The sequence below is a fragment of the Cypionkella sp. genome, from assembly GCF_036782355.1.
GTDB lineage: Bacteria > Pseudomonadota > Alphaproteobacteria > Rhodobacterales > Rhodobacteraceae > Cypionkella.
In genome coordinates this window covers 1-19407 of the sequence record NZ_DAIPZF010000049.1, presented here as the reverse complement: position 1 = coordinate 19407, position 19407 = coordinate 1, and the positions used below count along the sequence as shown (strand labels likewise).

Sequence of the window (19407 nt, the reverse complement as noted above, 5' to 3'; positions counted from 1 at the left end):
CAGCCCCCAGAACAGGGTCGGTTCGGACATTCTGCTGGCGACATCCGACATGATGTCAAAAATTCAAAGCCATCGCCCCATTCGGCCGCTGTTCTGCGGCTTTGGCATGGCGTGGTGATTTATCCGTTTCGGAGAAATCAATCAAAACGGCCTTGGGTTTCTTTGGTAATTAGTGGATCGACCGCAGCACAGCATCAGTCTTAGGGAAGCTGTGCAAAGGGCGTGTTGCACAAAAGCAAATGGGGCGGTCGAGATGTGATTGGTTTGGGTCAAAAGCCCCGATTTAGCTGCGTTTTGGTCCCGAACTTCTCCAGCTTGCCAGCCCGCGCTTTGGCAATCTTTTAAGGCAAAAGAAAGAAACGAAGATGAAGTCTAAAAATATCGCCCTTATTGTCGGAGCAACCGGACTGTCTGGCAGCTATACGGCGCAGCGTCTGAAGCAAGATGGCTGGACGGTTGTCACCGTCTCGCGCAGCGCGGTAGATTTGGATTGGTCAGACCGCCATATCGCGGTTGATCTGGAAGACAGCGCTGCCAGCAAGCTGGCGCTGCAAGCTGCAAGCGACGTGACGCATGTGTTTTATTGCACCTGGTCGCGGCAGGCGAATGAAGAAGAAAACGTCCGCGTCAATGCGCTGATGATCGAAAACCTGTTCGCAGGTCTGGCCGATGCTCCGATCCAGCATGCAGCCCTTGTGACAGGGCTAAAGCATTATCTGGGCTCGTTTGACGATTACGCCAAGGTTCTGCCCTATACCCCGTTCATGGAAAGCAGCCCGCGCCTGCCGGGGTTGAATTTCTATTACGCGCAAGAGGATGTGCTGTTTGACCATGCCGCCAAGCGCGGCTTTACTTGGTCGGTGCATCGTCCTCATACCATGATCGGCTTTGTCATTGGCAATGCGATGAACATGGCAGTGACGCTGGCGGTCTATGCCTCGATCTGCAAGCACACCGGACGCCCCTTTGTCTATCCGGGTTCGCCCGAGCAATATAACGCCGTGGCTGATGTCACCGACGCGCGGGTTCTGGCCGAGCAATTGCTGTGGTCTGCGACCACGCCCGAGGCCGCCAATATGCCGTTCAACACCGTCAATGGCGATTTGTTCCGCTGGACTTGGCTTTGGGCGCAGATTGCCGGCTATTTCGGGCTTGAGGTCGCCACTTACCCCGGCCAGCCCGTGCCGCTGGAGCAGCAAATGGCCGATGCGCCTGCGGTTTGGGCCGAGATTGTCGCCAAACACGGCTTGCAAGATATCGCGGTGAACAAGTTGGCGTCTTGGTGGCATTCGGACGCCGATCTGGGCCGCACGCTGGAATGCTTTACCGATATGACCAACAGCCGGACGCTGGGCTTTACCGCCTATCAGCAATCCTCGCACAGCTTTTTTGATGTGTTCGACGAGCTGCGCGCCCGTCGCATCATTCCCTCTTAAGTCAGGACATCCCCCGCCATGCATTACGTTATCCATTGCCTTGACCACGACGGCGCTGTGAACAAACGGCTCGACCATTACGAAGCGCATAAGGCCTATCTGGGGGCTGCTGCGATGAAAACCGTAATCTCGGGGCCGCTGATGGCCGATGACGAGACGACGATGATCGGCAGTTGCTTTGTGGTCGAAGCCGCCACTCTGGCAGAGGTCGAGGCCTTCAACCACGCTGACCCCTTTGCCAAGGCGGGGCTGTGGAAAACCGTGTCGATCCGGCCTTTTCTTAAGCGGGTGGACAATCGCTGATGACACATCCTGTAGGTATCGCGCTGATCGGCATGGGCTGGTGGGGCAAAAAGATGTTGGCGGTGCTGGAAGCCGCGCCAGAAGACATTCGCGTGGTGCGCGCGGTCGAACCTGATCTGGCGGGCGTGCAGGCCTTGTGTGACAGTAAGGGCATTCCGGTCTCGGCCGATCTGGCCGATGCGCTGAACGATCCTGCTGTTGAGGCAGTGGTTTTGGCCACGCCGCATGCGCTGCACGAAGCCCAGATTGCGGCTGCGGTTGCGGCGGGCAAGCATGTGTTTTGCGAAAAGCCTTTGGCGCTGACCAAGGCGGGGGCGCAAAAGGCGGTGCAGCTTTGCCGCGATGCGGGGCTGGTGCTGGGCATGGGCCACGAGCGCCGCTGGGAGCCGCCAATTGCGCAGATGTTGGCGCTGGCCGATGCCGGCAGCTTGGGGCGCATTCAGCAGATCGAGTCCAACTTCAGCCATGACAAATTCCTGACGCTGGACCGCGGCAACTGGCGACTGAAGGCCGATCAGGCCCCTGCGGGCGGCATGACGGCAACGGGGATCCATTTGCTTGACCTGTCGGTGCGGCTGCTGGGCGAGGCCGAAAGCGTGCTTTGCGTCTGCGAACAATTATCCTCGGATCTGCCGCAGGGCGATACGGTGGCGGCCTTTGTCAAGTTCAAGGGCGGCGGCACCTCTTATGTTTCGGCCTCCTTGGCCAACCCGTTTATCTCGCGCTTTGCGGTCTTTGGCTCGAAAGGCTGGATCGACATTCGTGATAAGGCCCATGTCGAGGCCCCCGATGGCTGGATCGTGACCTCTGCGATGGCAGGTGGGCCGATCACCACGGTCGAGGTGGGCAAGGCAGAACCGGTGAAAGACAACCTTGTGTCCTTTGCCCGCGCCGTGCGGGGGCGTGAAACCTATCAGATCACTGCCGACCATCTGGTCAACAATATCGCCCTGTTGGAAGCGGTGTTCAAATCCGCCCTCAGCGGCAAACTGGAACCTGTGTCGTAAGGAAGCCGAAATGAAAGCCCTGATTTTCGCAGAACCAAAGTCGCTGATGGTGGTTGATCAGCCAATGCCGTCGATCACCGCCAATGAGGTGATGATCCGATCGCGCCGCGTCGGGATTTGCCATTCCGATTACGAATTGCTGGCGGGGCAATATATCATTCCGATCTCTTACCCTGTCACGCCTGGCCATGAATGGGTGGGCGAGGTGGTCGAGGTTGGTGCCAATGTCACGGGCTTGGCCAAGGGCGACCGCGTGGTTGGCGAATGCGTGATCAAGACGCCCGAGCGCATCCACCATTTTGGCTTTTCGATGAACGGTGCCAACCGCGAGTTCTTTGTCGCCCGCCCCGAATGGCTGCACAAGCTGCCTGATGGCGTCGATGATGCCAAGGCTGCGCTGATTGAACCCTTTACCTGCGGCTATTACGCGGTGATGCGCAACGGCGGCACCAATGCTGCGGAAACCGTGGTGATTTCGGGTGGCGGCACGATTGGTCTGGTTTCGGCCGCGGCCGCTATCGGGATGGGCGCGCGGGTGATCGTGGTCGATCCTGTGCCGCTGCGCCGCGAGATTGCGCTGCGTCTGGGGGCGGATGGGGTGATTGATCCTGCGGCGGGCGATGCGGTCGAGGCGGTGGCCGAGATGACCAAGGGCGGCGCCGATCTGGTGGTGGAAGCCGCAGGCCATGCGGCCTCTTTGGCCAATGTCTTTGACTATGCCCGCCCGGAAGGTCGGGTGTCGATGGTGGGCATCAATATCGGGCAAAAGTTTCCGGTCGAGCTGGGCAAGATCCAGATTAAGGATCTGACAGTGCGCGGCTGCATAGGCTCGCCTGGGGTCTGGCCTGCGGCGATCCGGTTCTTGGAGCGTACTGGCATTGATCTGTCGCCAATCCAGACCCACAGCTTTGCCCTGAAGGACGCCGCCGCGGCTTATGAGCTTGGCAAGAAAGCCGATCAGGCCGTGAAAGTGACGCTCGAGATTTCCTGAAAATCCCCGCAAGGCAAAAGTGAGACGGCAGATGACTCCACGCCAACCAGCCTCGATCCGCCAAGAGGGTAAGGTGTTCCCGATCGCCTTCGCAAAGGGCTTTATAACCATTGTCGCAGCGACGCTGATCTTGGTTGTGCTGTGCTTGGTCTTCGCGCCTTCCAGCGTATCTTCTGGGGCGCTGGCGGGCAGTTTGCCCTTTGCTTCTGTGCTGGCGATTGTGGGCTTGGGCCAGATGTTGGTGGTGCAACAGGGCGGCTTTGATCTGTCGGTTGCGGGCGGGGTGTCGCTGTCGGTGGTGCTGGTGACGCATTACCCCGCAGGCGATGACGCGCAACTGCTGCCCGCAATCCTGATTGCGCTGGGCTGTGCCTTGTTGATCGGGGTCTGCAACAGCCTTTTGGTGGGCTATATGCGGCTGAACGCCATTGTGGCCACCATTGGGGTCAATGCGCTGATTTATGGCGGCGTCTTTGCGGTCTCGGGTGGGGTGCCGCGGATCACCACGGATTTGCTGGCCACTATTGCCGGCGGCAGCCTGTTCGGCATCGGCAATGCGGTGGTCTTTGCCGCAGTCGCCCTTGGCGTGGTGGCGCTGATCATGAAGAAAACCGTGATGGGCCGCCGGTTCGAGGCGGTGGGGGCCAGCCCTGCGCTGGCCGCCACCATCGGCTTGCCGGTGCGGCGCTATCAGATGCTGGCCTATGTCTTTGCGCAGCTGCTGTATTGCTTGGCTGGCATCTTGATTGCGGGGCTGACAACCCAGCCAACCGCTTTTCAGGGTGACCCACTGTTGCTGCCGTCGGTGGCCGTGGTGGTGCTGGGGGGCACCTCTTTGCTGGGCGGGCGCGGATTTCCTGTGTCCACCGTGATTGCCGCGCTTTTTCTAAATCAACTGAGCCAGTTCTCTTACGCGGTAGGGGTTCCCTATTCGGCTCAGACCATCATTCAAGCTTTGGCGCTTGGATTTGGCATTGGGATCCATTCGATCCGTTTGCCGAACAAGAATAAGAAACTGTCCACACACTCTAATCTGGAGGAAACCAATGAAACTTACGTCTCTTAAGGGGCAAACCGCCCTTGCTGCGGCGCTGATGACCCTCGCCGTTGCTGGCGCTGCTCAGGCCGAAGTGCCATCTTGGTGCGGCCCAAACCAAGCCTCGCTCGCGCTGCTCGACGGCTACGGCGGCAACAGCTGGCGTCTGGTGACCACGGCTTCGGGCGCGGCTGAAGCCGCCCTTTGCCCAAGCATCACCGATTATCAATATGCTGACGGTCAGGGCAACACCCAGAAAGCCATTTCAGATATCAAGGGCATGGCGGCCAAAGGCGTCAACGCGCTTGTGGTCTTTGGCGATGCCGGCCCAGCCGTATTGCCCGCGCTGAAAAGCGCCTTTGGTGCTGGCGCTGTGGTTGTGCCTTACCGGGTTGTTGTTGGCGGCGAAGAGGGCAAGGATTACACCAAATTCGTCGGCTCTTCCTTTGTTGATGATGGCGTAAGCTGGGGCAATTGGATCAAGTCGATCCTTCCCGATGGCGGCAATGTCTTGTTCCTCAGCGGACCTGCTGGCAACAGCCAAGGGACCGACGAACTGGCTGGCATGAAGCAGATCTTGGACGATAAATACGTCTTCATCAACCCAGAGCCCTTTGCCGTTACCAATTGGGATCCGGCTTTGACTCAGCAGGTTTTGTCGGCTGAAATCGCAAAGAATGACAAGATCGATGTGATCGTTTCTGACTTTGGCCCGTCGCTGGTAGGCGCGCTGCCGACCTTTGGCAAGTTCAACCGCTCGATCCCTGCGATTGCAACCTCGGACGGTAACTCGTTGGGCTGTTTCTGGGAAGACAACCACGAAGCCAATCCAGACTTTAAGCTGTTCACCGTTGCCACTGGCAATGACAACGTGCGCTTGGCAGTGCAGTGGGCTGTAGCCTCGGCCACAGGGGGCACCTTGCCATCCGAAAAGATCTTCAAGGCACCTGTGTTTGAAGATTCGGTTTCGGGTTCGCCAAGTGCGGTGCAGTGCCGCAAGGATCTTCCCGGTTCGATCTATCTTTCGGCTGTAATGTCGGGCGACGATCAGGCGGCTGCGGTCAATAAATAAGCCTAACGCGGCTTGGGGCGCTTTGCCTCGAGCCGCGTTTTTCGAAGCGGCGGATATAACAAGACGGGATGCGCAAGTGCCAAGCGATCAAACAAAGACCGGCGCAACGGGGTCAAACAGCGATATTGTGCTGCGCCTTGGCACTATTTCTAAATCCTTTGGCCGTGTCGCCGCCCTAAGCGATGTCAGTGTCGCCTTTCATGCTGGCGAGGTCCATGCAGTGCTGGGCGAAAACGGCGCTGGAAAATCCACTTTGATGAATATTATCAAGGGCGTGTTCAAACCCACACGCGGCCAGATCGAGGTGATGGGCAAGCCAATTGCGGCGATGACGCCCGAGATTTCGGCCAGCCTTGGCATCGCGATTGCCTTTCAGCATCCGGCCGTTTTAAGCGATCTTTCGGTGCTGGAAAACCTGCGCGTGGCTTTGCCTGATGCGCTGTTTGAAGGGACCTCTGCCCAAAGCGTAGGGCGCGCGCTACTTGACGGTGTTGGCCTGCATGTGCCGCTTGAGGCCCGCGCCGATACCCTTAGCGTGGCGCAGTTGGCCTTGTTGGAAATCGCAAAGGCCTTGGCTATCAAGCCGCGTGTGCTGATTTTGGACGAGCCGACGGCCTCTTTGGATCAAGATGCCACCGATATGTTGTTCGCACGCATCCGCGATTTGGTGGCGGCGGGAACGGCTGTGATCTATATCACCCACCGTATGGCCGAAGTGCGCCAGATTGCGCAACGCGTCACGGTTTTGCGTGACGGTCGTAAACGCGGCGAGGCGCTGGTGCGCGATGTCAGCGATCAGGATCTGCTGGGCATGATCGTTGGGCGGGCTTTGGGATCGACCTTTCCGCCCAAGGCCGACGAGACAGGCCGCGAGATTAATCTTTCGGTGCGCCATCTCAGCGGCCCGCAGTTCAAGGATATCAGTTTCGACGTTGCACGCGGCCAAATTCTGGGCGTGGCGGGGGTTGCGGGCAATGGCCAATCTGAACTGATGCGGGCGCTGGCGGGATTGCTGCCTTGGCAGGGCGAGGTCGAGCTGACCGGCAGCGTGCTGACATCGCAAGAGATTTTGCATAAAGCCGCCTTTATGCCGTCGGACCGTCAGGCCGAGGGTCTGGCTTCGGGGCTGACCATCCGCGAGAATGCTTCGCTTGCGGCGCTCAGTGGCTTTGCGCGCTTTGGCTTTGTCAACCGCAAGCGCGAATTGGAAGAGGTTGCGGCAACCTTTCAGGCCCTGGCGGTCAAGGCCCCGGGGATCGAGGCTGCGACAGCCTCACTGTCGGGGGGCAACCAGCAAAAGGTGGTGATGGCGCGGGCGCTGTTGTCGCAGCCCGGATTGATCGTTGCAGACGAGCCTACCCAAGGCGTCGATGTTGGCGCGCGCGCCGAGATTTACCGGATCTTGCGCGATGTCTCGTCCAAAGGCACGCCGGTGATCGTTAATTCATCGGATGCCGCCGAACTTGAAGGGCTGTGTGACAGCGTGATCGTGCTGTCGCGCGGCAAGGTGGTGGCGACTTTGACCGGCGCGGATGTGACGGAAGCCAAAATTGTTGCGGCAGCCGTCTCGGCGGGCAGCCATGCCGAAGTGCGCCAAGATCAGGTCGCAGCCCAGCGCAGCGGCTGGCGACATTTTGTGCAAACCGACAACGCGCCGGTGATCCCGCTGGCGGTGGTGATCGTGCTGCTGGGGCTTTACGGCTTTAGCCAGAATACGCATTTTCTGTCGGCCTATAATGTGGCCAATATGCTGATGCTGGCGACCGCTTTGGGCTTTATCGCGATGGGGCAGAACATTGCTCTGCTGCTGGGCGGGATTGACCTTTCGGTAGGGCCTTTGGCCGGTTTTATGGTGGTTGTGGCGTCTTTCTTTATCAATGATGGCCAGTCGGGGCTGATGATCCTTGCCGGATTTGCCTTGATGTTGGCGGCGGGTGTTGGTGTGGGGCTTATCAATGGCGTGCTGATCCGCTTTGCGAATTTCACCCCGATTGCGGCGACCCTGGCGATGTATATCGGCCTGCAAGGCTGTAGCTTTTTGCTGCGCAATGGGCCGGATGGCTATATCAATAGCGAGGTTGTAGCTTGGATCACTTGGGAATTCGGCGCGATCCCTGTCGCCTTTATTGTGCTGGTGGCGGTGGCGCTGGGCGGGGAATATCTGCTGCGTCAACGCCGTCTGGGCTGGCAGCTGCGGGCGGTTGGATCAAATGAGGAGTCTGCGCGCAGGATTGGAGTTCATATCGACCGAATGTATATTCTGGGCTACCTGGGCAGCGCCCTGTTCACCGCCATGGGGGCAGTGATGTTGATGGCGCAAATCGGCGTTGGCGATCCGCAACAAGGCGTGAACTACACGCTGTCCAGCATCACCGCCGTGGTTTTGGGCGGCACCAGCCTGAAGGGCGGGCGCGGCACCTTTATTGGCACGGTTATGGGGGCGATCTTACTGATGGAGGTGCTGAATGCCGTGGCTTTCCTTGGCCTGTCGCAGACCTGGCAATATGTGTTCCAAGGCGCGCTGATCCTGATTGCAGCGGTGGTCTATTCCACCCTGCGCAACCGGGCCGCGGCAAATCCCTAAGCCAGAGGCCTTGGCGGCAGCAATGGTTTGTCGCGGATTTTTGTCAGATCCGATCCGTGCAAAGTCTGAAAACCCTGCACAGCCTCGCGCAAGCGCTATTCATCCTTATAGGATTTGAGCGCAAGTATCAGCGCCAAGATCAAGATCGGGTGGCTGAAGAAAAACGCTGAAAACATAGGAATATCTCCAACGTTGTAATGGTCATACATAATGAGGAATTGATCAAAGGTGGCGTTGACCGTGTACATCAGCACCACCGAAGTCACAAAGCGAAAGCTGACGCCGAAATAAAACGACAGATTGAACGCTGACATGATCCAGAAAAAGGCAAATGCTCTTCTGCCCAAAAGCTCTACATAATTGTTTTCAAGTATAACTGGATTGATTTCGCCAGTAAAATAATTTGAAATCAAAAAGTAAGTGACAAGAATAAGCAGAGCATAGCTGTTGATCAGGTAAAAGGAAAACCTGAACAGCGCACCCTGACTTGCGGCGCGCCTGATGCTCAGGGTCTCTTTGCCAAACATGTTCAGCAAGGCCTGATATTCTTCGTCATCCAGCTTTCTTTTCATGTTTCAGTAGCCATTCTTTGCTCTGAAGTGAAGTTCAAGGCACATCCAAGCCAAAGCTGTGATTACAAAGGGCCGAAGGGCAAAAACGATTTTCACGATTGTTAAATCAGGGTATTTCACGATGTCATAAAGGATCAGATAGTCGTCGATATACATCGTAACCGCCCAAGCGGTGGTAACTTTCAGGAAAGTCAGGGCAACATCACGTTTCTTCCACAGCAAGATGGGGAAGGTTGTCATGGTTATTAAAATAATTGTCACCCTGATCGAACTGAGCTTGAAGGCAACACCAGTGCCAAAGCTTTCGTTTTCCACAATCGCATCCAGATCTGGAATAAGTATCGAAAGGATTGCAAGAGTTCCAATGACATAGACCAGCAAAAAGCAAAGCCAAAAAACAATCGAGAGTTTTGGTTTGCCTGTCCAAATGCGGTTTATTGCGCTGTTGAGCATATAGTCTTGGCCAATGGATGTGGTTATGAACAACCAGGGGTGTAGTCTAAGGATTGGCCGCGGGCAACAGAGTTTGTCCGCGCTGTGCTATTAGGGTTTTTACGATCAGCCAGGCTGAGGTCTAAGCGATTGGCAACCCTGCTAAGGCTGAAAGACTAAGCGACCAAGTCAGGATCTTTACCTCGCCATAGACCGCGTGGCGCACAAAGGGATCTGCTTTGCTAAAATCGTACAGCTCTTGCAGGTTTTCCACTTCAGCCACAATCAGCGCGCCAAGCGGCAGGCCTGTCTCGGACAAGAACGGACCAGACAGCAAAATGCGCAGCGGTGTGTTGCGCAAATACTGACGATGGGCATCAAAATACAGGGCACGGGCGCTGGCCTGAGACGGATCAGAAAATGCAAGGCGCAGGGCGATCATCGGCTTGGGTCAGCGGGCCAGCACGAAATCGAAATCAACCGCCCAGAACCAATCTGCGGCAAAGCCCATGGCTGTGGATTTGGCGGCATCTTCGACTTTGCGAAAATTGGCCAGCAGGCTTTCTTTGACCCCAAACACCGCATCCGAGGTGATATAGGGACAGTTTGGATCAAAGATATGCGTCGTCAGCGTCTGAAACCCGTCGGCCTGCACGATGAAATGCAGATGTGCGGGGCGATACGGGTGGCGGCCCAAAGCGGCCAAAAGCTTGCCCACGGGGCCATCGTCGGGAATGGGATAGAACTTGGGCTTGACGGCTTTGAACCAGTAATGGCCATCCGCGCCGGTTACAAACACGCCGCGCAGGTTGAAATCGGGCTGAATGCCCTTTTGTTGCACATCGTAAAAGCCTTCGTCATTGGCCTGCCAGACATCCATCCGTACACCGGCAAGCGGGCGGCCTTGGGTGTCGCGCACATAGCCTGACACCACCATGTCTTCGCCCTTGCCATCCAGACAGATATTGGCACCCATCGGCATTTCAGGCGCATCAGCCACATGAAAGGGGCCAAGAACGGTGTTCTCCGAGCCGCCATCGGGCTTGCGGTGGTTGATCGCATCGACCAGCATCGACACACCCATGATATCGGAAAACAAGATCCACTCTTGCCGCCAATCGTTGCAGATCTGCCCCGTGGCAGTCAGGAATTGCAGCGCCTGCATCCATTCGGCTTCGCTGGGCTCGATCTCTTTGACGGCCTCGTGCAGCTTGCGGGTAATCACCTCCATCACCTGCGCAAGACGCGGGTTCGGGCAGGCCGCATTGCGGGCAGTCACCGCCTGCGCAGAGGTTTCTTCGGTGAAATAGCCGCGGTCTTGGGTCATCGCAGGATCCTTAAGGTTGGGCAGGCGCGCCATCCAGCGCACGGGACAGCAAGGCGCGGATTGCGTCTGCCTCGATGGGTTTGGGCGACCAATAGGGCCGCGCGGTGGCAAGCGCTGTGGCGCGATCCAGATCGGCCTCGGTCAGCCCAAGCGCGCGCAGGGCGGTTGGCGCGCCAAGCGATTTGGCCAGAGCCTGCAAGCCCAGCGCCGCCGTTGCAGCGCCCGTCATAGCCGCGATCGGCTGCAACAACTCGGGCACTGCGGCTTCGACATAAGACACCGCATGCGGCAACAAGATCGCATGGGTGTCGGCATGGGGCAGATCAAACCCGCCGCCCAAAGCATGGCAGAGCTTGTGATGGATCGACATGCCAACTTGCCCCAGAACCGTGCCACAGAGCCAAGCGCCATATTGCGCCTCGGCCCAAACAGTCAGGTCGCTGGCATCAGCTTTCAGACGCGGCAGCGCCGAGATCAAAGCGCGGCTGCCCTCTTGAGCCATCAGGCTGGTCATCGGATTGCGGTCTTGGGCGTAAAGCCCTTCGACCGCATGGGCCAGGGCATTCAGCGCACTGCTGACCGCAAGTGCGGGCGGCATGGTTTTCACCAAAGCCAGATCATAAAGGATCACATCGGGGCGCAGCCGCGCCTCGGTCATCGTGGTTTTTTCGCCGTTTTCGGTTTGGCCAAGGATCGGCGTCGCCTCTGATCCGGCAAAGGTGGTGGGAATGGCGATCTGGCGCAGACCACTGCGCAAAGCCAGCGCCTTGGCCAAACCGATGGTAGACCCGCCGCCAATGGCGATCAGCACATCGGCCTGCGCGCTTTCCAAAGCTTGCATCGCCTGCTGGGTCACAGTCACAGGCGTATGCATCACCGCCCCTGCAAAATGCCCCACAGCCCGCGCCCCCAGAGCTGCCACCAGCGCGCGGCCGGTCTGGGCCTGTTCGGCGGTGGTCAGCACCAGCGCGCGGGCAGCCCCCAGCGCGTCAACCTCTGCGGCCACCTGCGCAAAGGCATCCGCGCCAAAGACCACCCGCGCGGGCGATCCTTGGTAGGTAAAGCGGCTTTGAAACACCGAAGTCATGGGTTGTCCTGACGTTAAATGCTGCGACCGTTCAGGTGCGCACGATGATTTTAAGGTGGTTGCCTGCCGGATCAAGCAAGGCCTCAAAGCCTTTGGCCACGACATCGGCGGCATCAATGCGCGCTGTGATCACCTTTTCCACCGGAAAGCTGCCCGAAGCGATCAGACGCGCGATGCGCGGCCACATTTGCACCGGATAACACCATGTCGCCTCGACGGTGATGTCTTTCAGCGCCCATTGCATCGCGTCGATGCTGGCGCGTTTGATGTGCAAGCCCACTTGCACAACCTTGCCCTGCCGCCGCACCGCGTCAACGCAAGCGTTCAGCGAGGCTTCCATGCCAACACATTCAAGCGCCACATCGACGCCCACGCCTTCTTCGGTCAAATCGGCAACGATCTCGAGCAGGTTTTGGGTTTTTGGGTCCACAACAACGGCATAGGGCGCGATCTCGGCGATGATGCGACGGCGATTCGGGTTTGGTTCCGACACGATAATCACCGAAGCGCCGGCGGCCTTTGCCCCCAGCACGGTCAGCGCGCCAATCGGCCCTGCACCCGAAACCAAGACCGTCGATCCGGCCGTCACGCCACCGCGATCAATGCCATACATCGCAACGGCGGCAGGTTCGATCATCGCGGCCTGCTCGTCGGTCAGAGTGTCTGGCACGGGCTGGGCGTTGTAATCCTTGATCACCGCCAATTCCGCCATGCCGCCCCAAGCCCAAGACAGGCCGACGCAGCCCATTTTTGGCGACAGATGGTAAAGACCGCGCTTGCCAAAGTAATCGTCGCGCGGAAACAGCAAAGGCTGCACCGAAATGCGGTCGCCGGGTTTCACATGGGTGACGCCCGAACCCACGGCCTTGACCCGCGCCGAGAACTCATGCCCCAGAATTTGCGGATTGGTGGCACCGGTATAGACATGCGGCGTTGACGGTGTGACGATGGGCCCGGCGATATATTCGTGCAGATCGGTGCCGCAGATGCCGGTCACAAAGGGTTCAACCAGCACATCGTCATGCAGCAACACGCCTGACGGAGCCGGCACATCTTCAACACGAATGTCGCGCGCACCGTGGAAACGAACTGCTCTCATTTTGGGATCCTTTCAGAATGATGTGTCTTGGCCCCGATGTCATGACGCAAGCCGCGTTCAAGTCCAAACGCCGTAAGCCGATGTGTTTAAACGAGTGCTAGCAAACTCGCCGCGCGGCTGGAGGTCTGTTTTGTCCATTCTGGACTATTTTGCGCCAAGATGCGCCCGCAGCTCGTCTAAGGTCGATGAAACGGGCGCAATTGGCGGAGACTGTCCTGTGGAAACACAGAAAATGAAGTCCAGATATGGCTGGATCGGTGTCGGGAAAATGGGAAATCCGATGGCGACACGATTGATGGAGGCCGGCTATGCGGTCACCGTCTGCGACCCCTTGGCGGAAAATCGCGCCAGTCTGGTGGCACGCGGGGCAGGGATCGCGCTAACTGCCGGGGCGCTTGCCGAACAATGCCAAGTGATCTTTGCCACAATCCCGAATGATGATGTGCTGCGCGCTTTGGTGTTTGGCGGTGGCGCGCAGGGATTTTTGCACAGCCTGCGGCCCGGGTCGATCTTTGTCGAGATGAGCACCGTCTCGCCACAACTGTCGCAAGAGGTTGCGGTGGAACTTGCCGCGCGCGGGGTCGGGTATTTGCGCTGTCCGGTCTCGGGCAGCACGGCTTTGGCCCGCAGTGGCAAGCTTACAGTTTTGGCTTCTGGCGATGCGGCATCTTGGGCGAGTATGGGCGAGACGCTTGATCTGCTTTGCTCGCGGAAATTCTTTCTTGGGGCGGGCGAAGAGGCACGCTACATGAAGCTGGTGCTGAACACGCTGGTCGGGGCAACTTCTGCGATCTTGGGAGAGGCGCTGACCTTGGGTGAGGCTGGCGGTTTGCGCGCGGCAGATATGATGCAGGTGATCTCTGAAAGTGCTGTCGCTTCGCCGCTGATCAGCTACAAGAAAGAGATGATCGAGATGATGGACTTCAGCCCAGCCTTTTCGGTTACCCAGATGATGAAAGATTTCACCTTGATCACCGATGCAGGGCGGGCCAAGCAGATCCCGATGTTCGCGGCCAATATGATCTTGCAGCAATATATATCGGCTGCCAATGCGGGCTATGCGCAGCAGGATTTTTTTGCGCTGTTCGACTGGATGCGCACCGCTGGCGTCGAGGGTGATCTGGCCTGAAAGGACCAGACAGGGGTATGACAAGGGGCAATACCACGCTTTCAGATCACGAATTGTCGCGGATCATCGACTTTCTGCGCGGCATCCGCGCACCGTTTGATCAGGATTTGCAGGGCGCAAAGCCGGACCCTTATTGGAATATCGTGCTGGAATTGGTCGATAGCCATTTGCAGCAAAAACCTCTTGATATCAGCAGCTTGATTGATCTTTCTCAGGCCAGCTACGGCACCGGAAACCGCATGATCGTCAAGATGATCGATGACGGTCTGATCGTGAAAGTGCCGCGCGGACCCAAACATAAAACCGGATTTCTGGCCCCCTCGGTGCAGTTGATCGAAAGTTTTATCGCCTATGCCAGCCGGATCAAGGCGCATCTGGCCAAGACCTTTGGCCTGCGTTCTGGGGCTGAAACCGATGAGTATTACTTTGGCGGCTCTTACTTTGCTGCCCATATCATCGCGCCGGTTCAGGGCGGCGATATCAGCTCTTCGACGCTGCGCAATTTGCATTTCTTGCTGCATGACGACAATTACTTTGGCTCGATGCGCAATATGTGGTCGGATTTTCGCAACGATATTGGCCGCAAAAGCAGCTTTGATCTGCGCCCGCTGCCAGCACTTTATGAACAGGCCAAGCTGGCGCTGACCGACCCTTCGACCGCCTATGATGTGGTGGCGCTGAATATGCCTTGGCTGGGGCGGTTTGCCGATGAGGATCTTTTGGCCAGCTTGGACGAGATTTTGCCAAGTGCTGCGATCAACCCGCTGGATTTCCACCCTTCGGTTTGGAGCACGGGGCGCTGGAAGGGCAAGCAATATGGCATTCCAATCTATTGCACGATTGAAATTCTAGCTGCGCGCAAGGATCTGTTTGAACAGGCCGCATTGGCTTTCCCGCATAGCTTTGATGATACCATCGCCGCCGCGCGGCATTTGCATCGCCCCGAAAAAGACCAATACGGCATCTCGTGGAATGGTGCGCGCGGCATGCCGATTGCGCATAGTTTCATGTTTTTTCTGGCCTCTTCGCAGGGCTCGATTATTGAGATTCCGCGCAAGACCGAGAATTGGCAAGATGGCTTTGATCCCGATAACCTGCGGCTGAAGATCAACAGCGAAGAGGGATTGGCCGCGCTTGATTATATGCGTCAGCTGCGGGAAGTCTCGCCCCCTGGGGTCGAGAGGTTTGACGGCGAGGCCAATCTGGATTGCTTTATGGCGGGCCATGCCGCGATGAGCTATGCTTGGACCATGCGCGCGGCCAAGTTGGAACACGAGCTTGCCTCGAAGGTCAAACGTCGCGTCGCCTATCTGCCGCCGCCGGTGTTGAAGGGGCGGCAAGTGACGGCGCCGGTTGGTGGGTTTTTGTTGACCATCCCGTCTTATGTCACCGCAGAGCGCAAGCGCGAGATCTTGAACGCCATTGCCTGGATGGCCTCGCCTGAGGCGATGAAGGCCCATGTCCGCAACGGCTTTCCGGTCGCGCCGCGCTTTTCGGTTTGCGCCGATCCCGAAGCTATGGCCTCGTCGCCCATCGTCAGTTTCGTTGACCGCATGGCGCGGCGCAATGAATTGAACACCTGGTCGCGCCCGCCGGTGCGCGCCTATGTCGATATTGAACGGATTTTGGGCGAAGAAATCTTTGCTGCGGTGTTTGAAGGCAAAGCGCCCAAGCAGGCCTTGGCAAATGCCGAAAATGCCGCCTATCAATACATCAAGGCCGATTTGCCTAAGCTTTAAGTCTCGCCTTAGCGCAGCACGCGCTGCATATCGGCCTGAACCTGTAACATCAGCGGCAAATGCTGTGCTGTGGCGGTGGCTTGCACCTCGGGCAGGGCGGCAAAGCCAAAGTTTAGCGCGGCCACAACGCCTCCGCGTGCATTGATCAGCGGCACCGCAATCGAGCATAGCCCAAGTTCCACCTCTTGGTCGATCACGGCGTAGCCTTGACGGCGCACCCGTGCCAGTTCGGCCATAATCGCCGGCACCTCTGTCAGTGTCAGAGGCGTGCGCGCTGGGCGCGGTGCGGCTGTCAAAATCGCTTCGGCCGCGGCCTCGGGCAGGGCCGCCAGCATGACCCGCCCCATCGAAGTGCAAAAGGCCGGCAGCCGCGACCCTGGCATCAGCGCAATCGACATCACCTTTTTCTGCGCCGCACGCGCGATATAGACGATTTCGCCCCCGTCGAGGATCGAGACCGAAGAGCTTTCGCCAAGCGCGTCAGAAATGCGGTCCAGCGCCGGTTGCACCAATTGCGGCAGCGGCATGGTGGCAAGGCAGGCGGTGCCAAGCCGCAGCACCCGCGGCGTCAGGGTAAAGAACTTGCCATCATAATCGGCATAGCCCTGCTTGGCCAAGGTCAGCAGGCAGCGCCGCGCCGTCGCGCGATCCAGACCGCTTGCGGCCGCGACCTCGGCAATGCTTTGGCGCGGCTGCTCGACCGAAAAGGTTTCGATCACTGCCAAGCCCTTGGCCAGCCCGCCCATGATGTCGCGCTCTGAAATGGTCATGGCAATCCGTGCGATATGTCAACATATATTGTATATCGCTCATAACGCATGGACGCAAGCGCGTGGCTCGCCTATCCCTACCAGCAGATACGGAGGGCAAGATGAACAAAACGATTCCCGATTTGGCGACGGCAGTTTCGGCAATAGGCGACGCGGCGGTGGTGATGATCGGCGGCTTTGGCGGCTCTGGCGCACCGATCGAGCTGATCCACGCCCTGATCGACCGCTTTCGCGCAACGGGGCATCCCAAGGGTCTGACGGTGGTGAACAACAATGCAGGCAACGGCCATATCGGTCTTGCGGCCTTGATCGAAGCGGGGATGGTGAAAAAGCTGATCTGCTCGTTCCCGCGCTCGGCCGATCCGGTGGTGTTCACCCAAGCCTATCTTGCCGGCGAAATCGAGCTGGAGCTGGTGCCGCAGGGCACCTTGGCCGAGCGTATTCGTGCAGGCGGTGCGGGCATTCCTGCGTTTTATACCCCCTCCAGCTTTGGCACCGATCTTGCGGTGGGCAAGCCTGTCGAAGTGTTCGAGGGCCGGTCCTATGTGCAAGAGCGCTGGCTGAAGGCCGACTTTGCCCTGATCAAGGCAGACCTGGGCGATACCATGGGCAATCTGACCTATCGCGCGGCGGGGCGTAACTTTAACCCGCTGATGTGCATGGCGGCCAAGGTGGCCATCGTGCAGGTCAGCCGCATCGTGGCAGCGGGGCAGATTGACCCCGAAGCCGTGATCACGCCGGGCATCTTTGTGCAGGGCCTCGTCGAAGTCAGGGAACCGCAGCAAGAAGAACTTTTGAACCGTTCGGGGGCGGTCTACGCATGAGCGATAAACTTTCCAACGCCCAGATTGCCTGGCGCGCAGCCCAAGACATCGAAGACGGCGCTTATGTCAATCTTGGCATCGGCTTTCCCGAAATGGTGGCGAAATTCCAGCCTCCTGGCCGCGAGGCGATTTTTCACACCGAAAACGGCATCCTGAACTTTGGCGAGGCTCCTGCCGCAGGGCAAGAAGATTGGGATCTGATCAACGCCGGCAAAAAGGCGGTGACGCTAAAGCCGGGGGCTGCGTTCTTTCATCATGCCGATAGCTTTGCCATGGTGCGTGGCGGGCATCTGGATGTGGCGATCCTTGGTGCCTATCAGGTGGCGGAAAATGGCGATCTGGCCAATTGGTCCACAGGCCCCAAGGGCGTGCCTGCGGTGGGCGGTGCGATGGATCTGGTGCATGGCGCCAAGCGGGTGGCGGTGATCACCGAACATGTGACCAAAGACGGCAAGCCCAAGCTGCTTGACCGCTGCACCTTGCCTTTGACTGGGGTGGCTTGTGTCACCCGCGTCTATACGAGTCTTGCGGTGATTGATATCGACGCGGGCCGCTTTGTGCTGCGCGAAAAGCTGGCCGCGATCTCGTTCGAGGCGTTGCAAGCGCTGACAGGGGCCAAGCTGCATCTGCAAGGCGCTGTCACTGATCTTATTGTCCCCGAGGTATGACATGACCGAAGCCTATATCTGCGACTATATCCGCACTCCGATTGGGCGCTTTGGCGGGGCGCTGGCCTCGGTGCGCGCCGATGATCTGGGGGCTGTGCCGCTGCGGGCGCTGATGGCGCGCAATCTGGGCGTGGATTGGCAGGCGGTGGATGATGTGATCTTTGGCTGCGCCAATCAGGCGGGGGAAGACAACCGCAACGTCGCGCGGATGTCGGCGCTTTTGGCTGGATTGCCCAAGGAAGTCAGCGGCACCACGGTCAATCGGCTCTGCGGATCTGGCATGGATGCGGTGATCATGGCCGCGCGCGCGATCAAATCGGGCGAGGCGCATCTGATGATTGCAGGTGGCGTTGAAAGCATGAGCCGCGCGCCTTTCGTGATGCCAAAGGCCGAAACTGCCTTTAGCCGCAGCGCCGAGATTTATGACACCACCATCGGCTGGCGCTTTGTGAACCCTGTGATGCAGGCACAATACGGCGTCGAGTCGATGCCCGAGACGGGTGAGAATGTCGCCGAAGATTTCGCCATCAGCCGCGCGGATCAAGACGCCTTTGCGCTGCGCAGCCAGGCCAAGGCAGCCGCCGCGCAAGCCAATGGCCGGCTGGCGCGGGAAATCGTTCCGGTCAGCATCCCGCAGCGCAAAGGCGATGCGCTGATCGTGACGCAAGACGAACACCCCCGCGCCACCACGATCGAGGCTTTGGCCAAGCTTGGCACACCGTTTCGCAAGGGTGGCTCGGTCACGGCGGGCAATGCCTCTGGCGTCAATGATGGGGCGGCCGCGCTGATTGTGGCCAGTGCCGAGGCTGTGCGCAAATACGGGCTGACCCCGATTGCGCGGGTGCTGGGTGGGGCTGCGGCAGGGGTTGCCCCGCGCATCATGGGCTTTGGTCCGGCCCCTGCAAGCCAAAAGCTGATGGCGCGTCTTGGGCTTGTGCAAAGCGATTTTGATGTGATCGAATTGAACGAAGCCTTTGCCAGCCAAGGTCTTGCCACCCTGCGCGCCCTTGGCATTGCCGATGATGACCCAAGGGTGAACCCAAATGGCGGCGCGATTGCGCTGGGCCATCCGCTCGGCATGTCCGGCGCAAGGATCACCGGATCGGCCGCCCTTGAACTGGCTGCCACTTCGGGGCGCCGATCGCTTTCGACCATGTGCATCGGTGTGGGGCAGGGCATCGCCATCGCCCTCGAACGGGTCTGAAGTTCTGGCGCTTCGCTGGCGCAGCGGGGGCTAAGGGCGTGGCGTGGGGTGCCAACTTCAACTCACCTCTCGCAACTGACCATGGCAGCGAAACTAACGTCAATCAGCCAGCGGCAAACCCAGCGCG

At 58.6% G+C, this 19407-nt stretch carries 19 protein-coding genes; 12 read left to right on the top strand and 7 right to left on the bottom strand.

What is annotated here, in order from left to right; genetic code table 11:
- Positions 1-365: 365 nt before the first annotated feature.
- From V7Q10_RS14490 to V7Q10_RS14460, 7 genes are all read left to right on the top strand, one after another.
- Positions 366-1436: an SDR family oxidoreductase gene (locus V7Q10_RS14490; protein ID WP_333869849.1), complete on the top strand. Its 1071-nt coding sequence runs from the start codon at positions 366-368 to the stop codon at positions 1434-1436.
- 18 nt (positions 1437-1454) lie between these two features.
- Positions 1455-1739, top strand: coding sequence for a YciI family protein (locus V7Q10_RS14485; RefSeq protein WP_333869848.1), 285 nt, complete (start codon positions 1455-1457; stop codon positions 1737-1739).
- Positions 1739-2746, top strand: a complete 1008-nt coding sequence (locus V7Q10_RS14480) for a Gfo/Idh/MocA family protein (RefSeq protein WP_333869847.1) — start codon at positions 1739-1741, stop codon at positions 2744-2746. Before V7Q10_RS14485 ends, V7Q10_RS14480 begins: the two co-directional genes overlap by 1 nt.
- 10 nt (positions 2747-2756) lie before the next feature.
- Complete coding sequence (locus tag V7Q10_RS14475; RefSeq protein WP_333869845.1) at positions 2757-3737, top strand: zinc-dependent alcohol dehydrogenase; 981 nt, start codon at positions 2757-2759, stop codon at positions 3735-3737.
- 31 nt (positions 3738-3768) lie between these two features.
- Positions 3769-4803, top strand: coding sequence for an ABC transporter permease (locus V7Q10_RS14470; protein ID WP_333869844.1), 1035 nt, complete (start codon positions 3769-3771; stop codon positions 4801-4803).
- Entirely contained in the window at positions 4784-5845 is a 1062-nt protein-coding gene (locus tag V7Q10_RS14465) for a substrate-binding domain-containing protein (protein WP_333869843.1), read from the top strand. Before V7Q10_RS14470 ends, V7Q10_RS14465 begins: the two co-directional genes overlap by 20 nt.
- A 76-nt stretch (positions 5846-5921) precedes the next feature.
- On the top strand, positions 5922-8429 hold the full coding sequence (locus V7Q10_RS14460) for an ATP-binding cassette domain-containing protein (RefSeq protein WP_333869842.1): 2508 nt from the start codon (positions 5922-5924) through the stop codon (positions 8427-8429).
- 95 nt (positions 8430-8524) lie between these two features.
- Here the strand turns inward: V7Q10_RS14460 and V7Q10_RS14455 are convergent, their stop codons facing one another.
- The 6 genes from V7Q10_RS14455 to V7Q10_RS14430 form a co-directional block, all read right to left on the bottom strand.
- Positions 8525-9001, bottom strand: a complete 477-nt coding sequence (locus tag V7Q10_RS14455) for a hypothetical protein (RefSeq protein ID WP_333869841.1) — start codon at positions 8999-9001, stop codon at positions 8525-8527.
- A 3-nt stretch (positions 9002-9004) separates the two neighbouring features.
- Positions 9005-9454 carry a hypothetical protein gene (locus tag V7Q10_RS14450; RefSeq protein WP_333869840.1) on the bottom strand — a complete coding sequence of 150 codons (450 nt, stop codon included), beginning with the start codon at positions 9452-9454 and terminating at the stop codon, positions 9005-9007.
- A gap of 121 nt (positions 9455-9575) precedes the next feature.
- On the bottom strand, positions 9576-9875 hold the full coding sequence (locus V7Q10_RS14445) for a YciI family protein (RefSeq protein WP_333869839.1): 300 nt from the start codon (positions 9873-9875) through the stop codon (positions 9576-9578).
- Between the two features lie 9 nt (positions 9876-9884).
- Positions 9885-10760 carry an intradiol ring-cleavage dioxygenase gene (locus V7Q10_RS14440; RefSeq protein WP_333869838.1) on the bottom strand — a complete coding sequence of 292 codons (876 nt, stop codon included), beginning with the start codon at positions 10758-10760 and terminating at the stop codon, positions 9885-9887.
- A gap of 10 nt (positions 10761-10770) precedes the next feature.
- Positions 10771-11847: a maleylacetate reductase gene (locus tag V7Q10_RS14435; RefSeq protein ID WP_333869837.1), complete on the bottom strand. Its 1077-nt coding sequence runs from the start codon at positions 11845-11847 to the stop codon at positions 10771-10773.
- A 31-nt stretch (positions 11848-11878) separates the two neighbouring features.
- Positions 11879-12946 (bottom strand): 2,3-butanediol dehydrogenase, encoded by a 1068-nt coding sequence (locus V7Q10_RS14430; protein WP_333869835.1) that lies wholly within the window; start codon positions 12944-12946, stop codon positions 11879-11881.
- 232 nt (positions 12947-13178) lie between these two features.
- On the opposite strand from V7Q10_RS14430, the gene V7Q10_RS14425 reads away from it, so the two are divergent.
- Together V7Q10_RS14425 and V7Q10_RS14420 are read left to right on the top strand one after the other, a co-directional pair.
- Positions 13179-14075, top strand: coding sequence for an NAD(P)-dependent oxidoreductase (locus tag V7Q10_RS14425; RefSeq protein ID WP_333869834.1), 897 nt, complete (start codon positions 13179-13181; stop codon positions 14073-14075).
- A 17-nt stretch (positions 14076-14092) separates the two neighbouring features.
- Entirely contained in the window at positions 14093-15814 is a 1722-nt protein-coding gene (locus V7Q10_RS14420) for an extracellular solute-binding protein (protein WP_333869833.1), read from the top strand.
- Between the two features lie 8 nt (positions 15815-15822).
- Here the strand turns inward: V7Q10_RS14420 and V7Q10_RS14415 are convergent, their stop codons facing one another.
- Complete coding sequence (locus tag V7Q10_RS14415; RefSeq protein ID WP_333869832.1) at positions 15823-16584, bottom strand: IclR family transcriptional regulator domain-containing protein; 762 nt, start codon at positions 16582-16584, stop codon at positions 15823-15825.
- Positions 16585-16685: 101 nt separating this feature from the next.
- On the opposite strand from V7Q10_RS14415, the gene V7Q10_RS14410 reads away from it, so the two are divergent.
- The 3 genes from V7Q10_RS14410 to pcaF are packed head-to-tail and all read left to right on the top strand — an operon-like array spanning position 16686 to position 19280.
- On the top strand, positions 16686-17408 hold the full coding sequence (locus tag V7Q10_RS14410) for a 3-oxoacid CoA-transferase subunit A (RefSeq protein WP_333869831.1): 723 nt from the start codon (positions 16686-16688) through the stop codon (positions 17406-17408).
- Positions 17405-18076 (top strand): 3-oxoacid CoA-transferase subunit B, encoded by a 672-nt coding sequence (locus tag V7Q10_RS14405; protein ID WP_333869830.1) that lies wholly within the window; start codon positions 17405-17407, stop codon positions 18074-18076. The genes V7Q10_RS14410 and V7Q10_RS14405 overlap by 4 nt, the downstream gene beginning before the upstream one ends.
- Position 18077: 1 nt before the next feature.
- The gene (gene pcaF, locus V7Q10_RS14400) at positions 18078-19280 is read left to right on the top strand and encodes a 3-oxoadipyl-CoA thiolase (RefSeq protein ID WP_333869829.1); all 1203 of its coding nucleotides are present in this window, start codon (positions 18078-18080) and stop codon (positions 19278-19280) included.
- Positions 19281-19407: the final 127 nt, after the last annotated feature.